The sequence below is a fragment of the Apilactobacillus kunkeei genome (assembly GCF_001308195.1).
GTDB lineage: Bacteria > Bacillota > Bacilli > Lactobacillales > Lactobacillaceae > Apilactobacillus > Apilactobacillus kunkeei_C.
Genome location: NZ_JXDF01000002.1, coordinates 1 through 8,025 on the forward strand (window position 1 = coordinate 1; position 8,025 = coordinate 8,025).

The 8,025-nt window shown below is 40.8% G+C and carries 9 protein-coding genes, 1 rRNA gene and 1 riboswitch; of the genes, 2 read left to right on the forward strand and 8 right to left on the reverse strand.

The annotated features are described in order from the left end of the window. Positions 1-9 precede the first annotated feature (9 nt). The 5 genes from thiM to RZ78_RS00365 all read right to left on the reverse strand — a co-directional run bounded on the left by thiM (position 10) and on the right by RZ78_RS00365 (position 4,342). Complete coding sequence (thiM, locus tag RZ78_RS00345; RefSeq protein WP_054607733.1) at positions 10-786, reverse strand: hydroxyethylthiazole kinase; 777 nt, start codon at positions 784-786, stop codon at positions 10-12. Beyond that, the gene (gene thiE / locus RZ78_RS00350) at positions 786-1,427 is read right to left on the reverse strand and encodes a thiamine phosphate synthase (protein ID WP_054607734.1); all 642 of its coding nucleotides are present in this window, start codon (positions 1,425-1,427) and stop codon (positions 786-788) included. Before thiE ends, thiM begins: the two co-directional genes overlap by 1 nt. Further along, complete coding sequence (gene thiD / locus RZ78_RS00355; protein ID WP_054607735.1) at positions 1,414-2,226, reverse strand: bifunctional hydroxymethylpyrimidine kinase/phosphomethylpyrimidine kinase; 813 nt, start codon at positions 2,224-2,226, stop codon at positions 1,414-1,416. Before thiD ends, thiE begins: the two co-directional genes overlap by 14 nt. Continuing rightward, positions 2,219-2,926: a thiaminase II gene (gene tenA, locus RZ78_RS00360; protein WP_054607736.1), complete on the reverse strand. Its 708-nt coding sequence runs from the start codon at positions 2,924-2,926 to the stop codon at positions 2,219-2,221. The genes thiD and tenA overlap by 8 nt, the downstream gene beginning before the upstream one ends. 94 nt (positions 2,927-3,020) lie before the next feature. After that, positions 3,021-3,113: riboswitch (TPP riboswitch) on the reverse strand. A gap of 104 nt (positions 3,114-3,217) precedes the next feature. Then, a complete protein-coding gene (locus RZ78_RS00365) occupies positions 3,218-4,342 on the reverse strand; it encodes an SEC10/PgrA surface exclusion domain-containing protein (RefSeq protein WP_054607737.1) in 1,125 nt (374 codons plus the stop codon). 121 nt (positions 4,343-4,463) lie between these two features. On the opposite strand from RZ78_RS00365, the gene RZ78_RS00370 reads away from it, so the two are divergent. Then, positions 4,464-5,054 carry a L,D-transpeptidase gene (locus tag RZ78_RS00370; protein ID WP_054607738.1) on the forward strand — a complete coding sequence of 197 codons (591 nt, stop codon included), beginning with the start codon at positions 4,464-4,466 and terminating at the stop codon, positions 5,052-5,054. Between the two features lie 41 nt (positions 5,055-5,095). Here the strand turns inward: RZ78_RS00370 and RZ78_RS00375 are convergent, their stop codons facing one another. The 3 genes from RZ78_RS00375 to RZ78_RS00385 form a co-directional block, all read right to left on the reverse strand. Beyond that, a complete protein-coding gene (locus tag RZ78_RS00375; RefSeq protein WP_053791295.1) occupies positions 5,096-5,287 on the reverse strand; it encodes a hypothetical protein in 192 nt (63 codons plus the stop codon). Between the two features lie 14 nt (positions 5,288-5,301). Then, entirely contained in the window at positions 5,302-5,835 is a 534-nt protein-coding gene (locus RZ78_RS00380) for a GNAT family N-acetyltransferase (RefSeq protein ID WP_054607739.1), read from the reverse strand. A gap of 129 nt (positions 5,836-5,964) precedes the next feature. Continuing rightward, entirely contained in the window at positions 5,965-7,143 is a 1,179-nt protein-coding gene (locus RZ78_RS00385) for an acetyl-CoA C-acetyltransferase (protein ID WP_054607740.1), read from the reverse strand. A 602-nt stretch (positions 7,144-7,745) separates the two neighbouring features. Between RZ78_RS00385 and RZ78_RS00390 the strand changes: the two genes are divergently transcribed. Continuing rightward, a 16S ribosomal RNA gene (locus RZ78_RS00390) occupies positions 7,746-8,025 on the forward strand; the annotation flags it as partial.

Here is an 8,025-nt window from a genome sequence, read left to right on the forward strand (position 1 = left end):
CTTTTTTTATTATCCTAGTTTTTGAAATTCAGTGATTTCTTCGTCGGTTAGTTGGTACAAGGTATTAAATACTGTTGATAGGAATGAATATGGTAGGTTGTCGGTAATTCCACCGGCGATTTCTCCGGCAATGCTTAAAATGCTAGAAGCAAGCACAGCTGAATCCAAACTGTTATCGACAGCTAAACAGGCACCTAGGATACCGTCTAACATATCGCCACAACCGACGTTAACGGCAAAGTAGTGATGACCGTTTTTGACTTCGACGGTCTTACTACCATCTGAGATGACGTCAGTGACACCTGATAGTAAAACGATACAGTCAAACTTTTTAGCGACAGTTTCTGCGATTTCATGTAGGTCACCGTCACCGTTTCCGGCGTCGATTCCTTGAGCATTCCATTCGATGTCAGCTAGGAATGCTAATTCACCAGCGTTACCACGAACACCGTCGAATTTAACTTCCTGAGCTACTTTAGCGAAGTTGTCTTGACGTAACTTGGATGCACCAATTGCCACGGGATCAATGACGACAGGGATGCCTTTTTGGTTGGCAAATTTTCCGGCCGCAATTGATTTTTCAACGTCGGCATCGTTTGATGAACCCATGTTGATGACTAGGCCGTTTGAGATGTTGACTAGATCACTTGCTTCCTTAATGTCATCGAACATGATTGGTGATGCTCCGATGAAGTTGATGGCGTCGGCCACGTGTTGTGGTGTTACCATGTTTGAGATATTTAAAATGATTGGTGAGTTTTCTCTGATTTGTTTAATAGTAGTCACTATGCATTCCCCTTTAGACGGTTGATGGTTTGTTTGATATCAGAACTATCGATGATGTCTGAGATGACCGATACACCGTCGACGTTGGTAGTTAGCACTGCCTTGGCGTTATCTTCCTTGATACCACCGATGGCAACGGCTGGATGAGTTGATTCTCGGTATAAACGGTTTAGCTCATCAATACCGATCGCTGGTTTGACCTTTAGCTTGGATTGGGTTGCGAAGATAGGACCAATTCCAATGTAGTCCAGTGAATCCACATTGTTGGCAGTTCTAACCTCATCTAAGGTGTGGGTAGATAGTCCGATAATTTTGTTGGGACATTCCGCAATCACGCGTTCAATCTTGGTGTCGTCTTGGCCGACGTGGATTCCATCGGCATTAATTTCCTTCATTAAATCGATATCGTCGTCGATGATGTAAGGCACGTTGTACTTGGCGGTGATTTCCTTTAGTTGAATCGCCACCTGTAGTTTTTCCGCATCGGTTAGGATAGAACGGTCCTTTTCACGGTATTGAAACATAGTGATGCCGTTCTTACATGCATCCTCTACGATTTGGATTAGTTTATCGACGTCGCCGCCAACGTTTTGACTACCCGCAATGAAGTAGACGGCTAGTTGTTCTTTAGCGAATTTCATCTTCAGCCCCCCAGTGATTTAGTGGTCCATGACCATGTCCGACAATGATTTCTGATTGTAGGATGGTATCAATGTAATGTTTTCCTTCAATGATGGCTTCCTTGATGGATGCGCCCTTAGCTAGGTTAGCGACAATTGCGGATGATAACGTATCACCAGTGCCGTGTTTTCTAACAGTGTCATATTTAGGGCTTTCAATGGTAAAACTGACGCCGTTTTCCAATAGGACGTAATCGGATAACGTATCGCCTTCTTGGTGGCCACCTTTGATAATGATATTTTTGGCTCCTAATTGTTGGATATAAGTAGCTGCTGCAATTACATCGTCGTTTTTTTCAATCTTCTTACCGTAGATGACTTCAGCTTCTGGTAGGTTGGGGGTCACGATGTCGGCGATTGGCATTAGTTTGTTGATGATGGCTTCGATACCGGAATCATCCAGTAACCTAGCACCACCCTTGGCAACCATGACTGGGTCGACGACAATGGGGTGAATATTGTGTTTTTTGATGTTTGCGACGACTGCTTCGACGCGTTCTTGGTCAAACAAAGCACCGGTTTTGGCAGCCTTGATGTCGAAATCATCGTATAGTGAATCAAACTGGGCGTTGATCATTTCCACTGGTGTAGGTAGGACGGACTGCACACCCAATGTGTTTTGGGCGGTCAAACCAACCACAACGTTGGTAGCAAAGACGTGGTGTTCTTGCATCGTCTTGATGTCGGCTTGCATACCGGCACCACCACCGGAATCTGAACCGGCAATCGTTAATGTTTCAGGGACTTTTTTACTATTCATGATGACTACCTCCATGAATAATGTCGGCAAAGCGCCAGTCTTGTTGATAGAAGGCTTGTTCCCAGAATTCCCATTCTAATTCGGTACTCTTTAGGAAGAATCCCTTGGCCTCGTTGATTTCTTCTTGAGACATGTCCTTTGATAGTTCGTTTAGCATCTTGAAGAGTTTTTGAGTTAATCCACCGTCTGCGTATTCATCGTCGGTTAGGTAGAAATCAATCCAACTCTTGAATGGATTGTCAGCGGTGTTTTTACCCGTGGCAGTTAGCTGCTTGGCAATTTCATTGTATGTCCATGGACATGGTAGTAAGGCGCAGATGATGTTGGCTAGACTACCAGTTCTAACGGCACGATACATATGTGATTGGTATAGGTAAGCCTTAGGGCTTGGGGTAGCGTGTTGCAAACTTTCGTATGTAACGTTAGCAATATCGCAAAAGACGTGGTGAGGGTGGATTTCACTGTTTAGAATAAAATCGATATTTTCAGCGAAGAATCGCATGTCCTCTCTGTCCTTTAGGATGGGGATGATACTAGCGTAAATTTTGATGAACTCAGATAAGTATTGAAAATCTTGTTGAACATAAAATTTTAGTGCTGCATCGTCGACGTGACCGTCACCGATACCTTTAACAAACGGGTGGTCAAAGATTGCTTCCAAAATCGGGTTAGCTTCCTTGACTAGTTGATGTGAAAACATGAAACAATACCTCCAGTTTGCTGCCGTAAATAAAAAATACCCTCCCACACGAAGGTGGAAGGGTACACTTGGATAGACTAAGTTTAATTCTTTACTTGGAGTGCGCCTGACTTCCTTCGCTAGTGTTAACTAGATCAGGTTCAATGGGTGTAATCTCAGCCGAAAAACGGCACCCCAGTGGACAGCATTTTTATATTTAATTCATGTATAAGTATATCTGTTTTGAACTATTTGTAAACATGATAATTTTGCCAAACAAAAAAGACGCCGTCATAGCGCCTTTTTATTTTTTTATTGGTAAATTTCGAAGTGAATTTGGCCCATCTTGTCGATTGAGACTCCGAATTCTTGTTTAGCAGAACTATCGAAACCAATTCCTAGGAAGTTGGCAGCGTGGCCCCAATCAGAAGATGCATCATCGAACATCATGGCGCAGATGGCACCGTAGATGCTTTCCTTAACGTTAGCCATAGTAACGGGTCCGTTGATGTATGAGCTAGTTAGTAGGGAACCGGCAATGTTTTCACCGTAGGCAGTGAAGTTGTTAGCGGCGAAGACGTCGTTTAGGACTGAAACATCGTGACCACCCTTTTTAGTGAAGTCCCAGTTATCGTTGTTGTAGCCGATGGTAACATCGGTAGATGCCTTTAATGCACGGTCGGTAACTGTTAGGTCTTGGGTGTATGGGTAGTTGTTAGATAGCTTGTGTCTTAAATCATTAACAAGGTTAGCAGCGTATTGTGATAGTTGACGTTGTTGGTCAGTACTAATGTTATTGATGTTGACCGTGGTGTTAATGTCTTCGGTGCTTGGGTGGAATGTGTTAATTTGACGACTTTGCTCAATTGAGCCATCTGAAGCTGTGCCTTGGACCATCTTCTTGGTGTTAGTATCGAAACTAAATAGGTATCCGGCAGGGATGTTTAGTGTGTCTGATGCATTAGGAGTGGCATGATCATCTGAAGGATAGTTAAAACCATCTACTGATTGATAGTAATTTGAATCAGTAGTTTTATTGGTGTCGGTAGCGATTGGTGCAGTGGTGCTAACAATCACCTTTTTGGCTGCGGTGTCTTTCTTGACTACCTTTTTAGGCGCCTTTGGCATGACTTTCTTCTTAGAATCTACCTTTTTTCTAACTTTGGTAGCCTTTTTGCTCTTCTTTGGTTGCTTCTTCTTGGCTTTGGTAGTCTTCTTGGCGTGTTTCTTTACGGCCTTTTTCTTCTTAGTGGTCTTTTTGTGTTTAGCCTTAGAAGTTTTCTTGGCCTTTTTCGCTTTTTTGGCAGGCTTTTTCTTGTGATGAGTTTGCTTGGTAGTTTGGGCATTAGCGGTGAGGTGGGTTTCACTGATGCTTCCGGCAAACAACATGACAGTCAGAACGATTAATAGTAGTGAAAATGCTTTTAGTTTTCGCATAACGATATCTCCTTAGTTTGTACGAATCTTTTTATAAATATAACTATACCAAATGTTTTTAATAATGGAATTGATTTTCACTTTGTGTTTTAATTAAGTCAAAGACAAGGGGAGATATTTAATGACTAAATTTAAACGTGCATTTGCAATGATTATTACTGCCGTCATTGTGGCATTAGGATTAACAGCTTGCGGCCAATCTACCTCAAAATCGACTGCGAAGAAGAACACTACTACCAATGTATCGGCACAAGCTTCAGTAAGACCTTCAAAGAATGCTTGGAAGCACTCATCTGAAAAGAAGGCTTACCCAAATATGAAACTATCAAATAAGAACTGGCTAGATGTTTCAATTAAGAAACAACGTGTCTACGTTAAAAACAAGGCGGGCAAGGTCTTATATACCATGCTATGCTCAACTGGAAATGACGACGGTACCCCACGTGGTACATTCCACATTCAAAAAGAACGTGGAAGTCACTTCTACAACGCTTCATCAAAGGAAGGTGCCAACTACTGGACTTCATTCAAGGATCACGGAATCTACCTATTCCATTCCGTTCCCGTAAATAAGGATGGTAAGTACCTAATGAAGGATGCCCATGAATTAGGTAAGGTTGCCAACTCACATGGTTGCGTTCGTTTATCAATCCCAGATGCTAAATGGATTAACAGCTCAGTACCAACTGGCACTAAGGTTGTTATTCACTAATTAAAACAAACAAAAAGACGTTCATAATGAACGTCTTTTTGTTAATGCAATGTGCTGACATCGATTAGGATTAATACCATGACGATGGTAATTCCTAGGATGGTTGCTACATATTTATTTTTGAATGATTGGTGCTTGCGGTATAAGAAAAATAGCAAAGTCAATAGGGCTAAGACACCAATCGCATACATAATGATCAGTTTGATTTGAACTGATAGGTCGTCTGCTAGCATGTGAGCACCTTCTATTATTTAGTTAATAGTTGGTATGCAAATCTAGCAGTCCATGGATGACCATTTTCGCGCATATGGATGATTCCGCGTTTTTCAAAACCGTTAGAAGTGATAACGTGTTGCATACCTTTGTTTTCAGGATGAGTGTCGATTCTGATATCCTTGTAACCTAATACACGTGAAACGGTGATTAAGCTACTAACCAGTTTTTCAGATAGATGTTGTCCACGGAACTCATTTGAGATGGCAACTCTGTGAATCGCTGCGTAGTGAGCTTCAGAACCGTTAACCCAATCACCTTCTTCAATGTTTAGGTAGTTTGGATCAATTCCTTGATGAATTGTTGCAGTTCCGGCGACTTGGCCGTCAGTGATTAACACGTAGTTGATTCCATCTTTAACGTCTTTAACTAAATCTTCGTCAGCTGGATAACCATGTTGCCATTGGTCAATTCCTTGTTCGTGTAGGTACTTGATTGCTGAGTGAATGATGTCCAGGATTGCTGGTAAATCTTCTTCAGTTGATTTCTTTAAGTATGTTGCGGGCATTTTTACACTTCCTTTATGAAAATTATAAGTAAAAAGTATATAGAAAAACGTTGCATTTTGCAACGTTTGTAAATTAAGCCTATTCATAGCATACTACAATGACACTTTTAGTAAACTAATTAGAATTATCTATAATAGTGTGATTTTCATGGCCATTCCCATACCACCACCGATACAGATGGTAGCTAGACCGCTTTTTTGGTTGGTGCGTTGTAGGTTGTAGATTAATGAACCGACAATACGAGCACCGGAATCACCTAGGGGGTGTCCCATGGAGATGGCACCACCGGAGATGTTTAGTTTGTCCATATCGATATGGTAGTCATGAGCAACCGCTAGGACTTGAGCAGCGAATGCTTCATTTAGTTCGACTAGGTCGATATCATCCATAGTGATATCTAGTTTATCAAACAATGACTTAGTAGCGTCGTAAGGAGCGTATCCCATGTAGTCAGGATCACATCCAGCTTCGGCATAGCCATCGATGACCGCTAGTGGTTTAACATTCAAACGCTTAGCGGCTGATTCACTCATTAGTACCAAAGCAGATGCACCGTCGTTTAGACTTGCAGCGTTTCCGGCAGTAACCGTTCCGTCTTCCTTAAAGGCAGGACGTAGTTTGTTAAGGACTTCAATAGAAGTATCACGACGAATGTTTTCATCTTCCTTCATAATATAAGAAGATTTTCTGTTTTTAATTTCAATTGGGACTAGCTCTTTGTCAAAGTATCCATTATCAAATGCTTTGGCAGCCTTCATATGAGATTGGTAGGCAAATTCGTCTTGTTCTTCTCTTGAAACGTTGAACTTTTCAGCAACGTTTTCTGCGGTAACTCCCATTGGTTGTTTGTTAAAAGCATCCATTAAAGCATCATTGTTTAATGAATCAACTAAAGTAACGTTACCAAACTTATGGCCGGATCTAACGTCCATGTTTAAAAATGGTGCATTGGACATACTTTCCACTCCACCAGCGATAACGACATCGGCGTCACCCATCACAATGGCAGCTTGGGCATTGCGGACAGCCTTTAGTCCTGAACCGCATACTTGGTTAACTGTATTGGCAGTACTACAGTAGGGGATGTTTGAATTGATTTCGATTTGTCTTGAGATGTTTTGACCAGCACCTGCTTGAATTACATTTCCAAACACGACTTGATCTACATCAGAAGGTTTAATGTTTGCTTGTTCTATAACAGCCTTGGTAACGATGGTTCCCAGATCCACAGAAGTGAAGTTCTTTAGGGCACCGTTTATCTTACCAATCGGTGTTCTCTTGGCTGCAGCAATCACGACTTTTTCCATATAATAGTAAAACTCCTTTAATAGTATCTATAAGAAATAGTATAACGATTATTCTATTTAATTCTATTATAAAGAATAAAACTAAAAAGTTTAATAAAGTTTGAAAAAGTTGTTGACCACAGTGTTTATAGTTGGTATTATTATATCCGTTGTCATTTTTGAGATAACAATAAAATTTAATCGAAACAAATAATAAAAAGTTGTTGACCTGACGGTTTGAATTTGGTATTATTGTTTCTGCTGTTGAAAAAAGTTGATCGTTAATTTCGATTGAAAATAAGCAAAAAAAGTTATTGACTTTTACTTGCTAAGATGGCATAATAGTTATTGTTGTCATCGCGATTGAGCGACTTTTGATAGCAAGGTTGATAAAAATTAATTATAAAAAGTTGTTGACATTGAGTTAACAATCTGATATAATTAAAGAGCCGATTAATTTAATCAGCAATCAACAAATTGGTAGATCTTTGAAAACTGAACAAGATTGATAATCGATGATGTGTAAGGAACTTACAACTTGGTTGTAAGAATTAAACATTGCGAAGTCAATTCGCTTATAAAATAACAATTTATTCAGAAGAGCTAAGTTAAGCTTTTCATCTTAAGATGAGAGTTTGATCCTGGCTCAGGACGAACGCTGGCGGCGTGCCTAATACATGCAAGTCGAACGAGCTCTCCTAAATTGATTTTATGCTTGCATAAATGATTTTTAGATTCGGAGCGAGTGGCGAACTGGTGAGTAACACGTGGGTAACCTGCCCCGAAGCGGGGGATAACATTTGGAAACAAATGCTAATACCGCATAATTAGTTGGAACCGCATGGTTCCAACTTGAAAGATGGCTCTGCTATCACTTTGGGATGGACCCGCGCCGTATTAGTT

Coding starts and splice junctions, on each gene's coding strand:
- thiE (WP_054607734.1), bottom strand. CDS start 1,427: ATGAAATTCGCTAAAGAACAACTAGCCGTCTACTTCATTGCGGGTAGT.
- thiD (WP_054607735.1), bottom strand. CDS start 2,226: ATGAATAGTAAAAAAGTCCCTGAAACATTAACGATTGCCGGTTCAGAT.
- tenA (WP_054607736.1), bottom strand. CDS start 2,926: ATGTTTTCACATCAACTAGTCAAGGAAGCTAACCCGATTTTGGAAGCA.
- RZ78_RS00365 (WP_054607737.1), bottom strand. CDS start 4,342: ATGCGAAAACTAAAAGCATTTTCACTACTATTAATCGTTCTGACTGTC.
- RZ78_RS00370 (WP_054607738.1), top strand. CDS start 4,464: ATGACTAAATTTAAACGTGCATTTGCAATGATTATTACTGCCGTCATT.
- RZ78_RS00375 (WP_053791295.1), bottom strand. CDS start 5,287: ATGCTAGCAGACGACCTATCAGTTCAAATCAAACTGATCATTATGTAT.
- RZ78_RS00380 (WP_054607739.1), bottom strand. CDS start 5,835: ATGCCCGCAACATACTTAAAGAAATCAACTGAAGAAGATTTACCAGCA.
- RZ78_RS00385 (WP_054607740.1), bottom strand. CDS start 7,143: ATGGAAAAAGTCGTGATTGCTGCAGCCAAGAGAACACCGATTGGTAAG.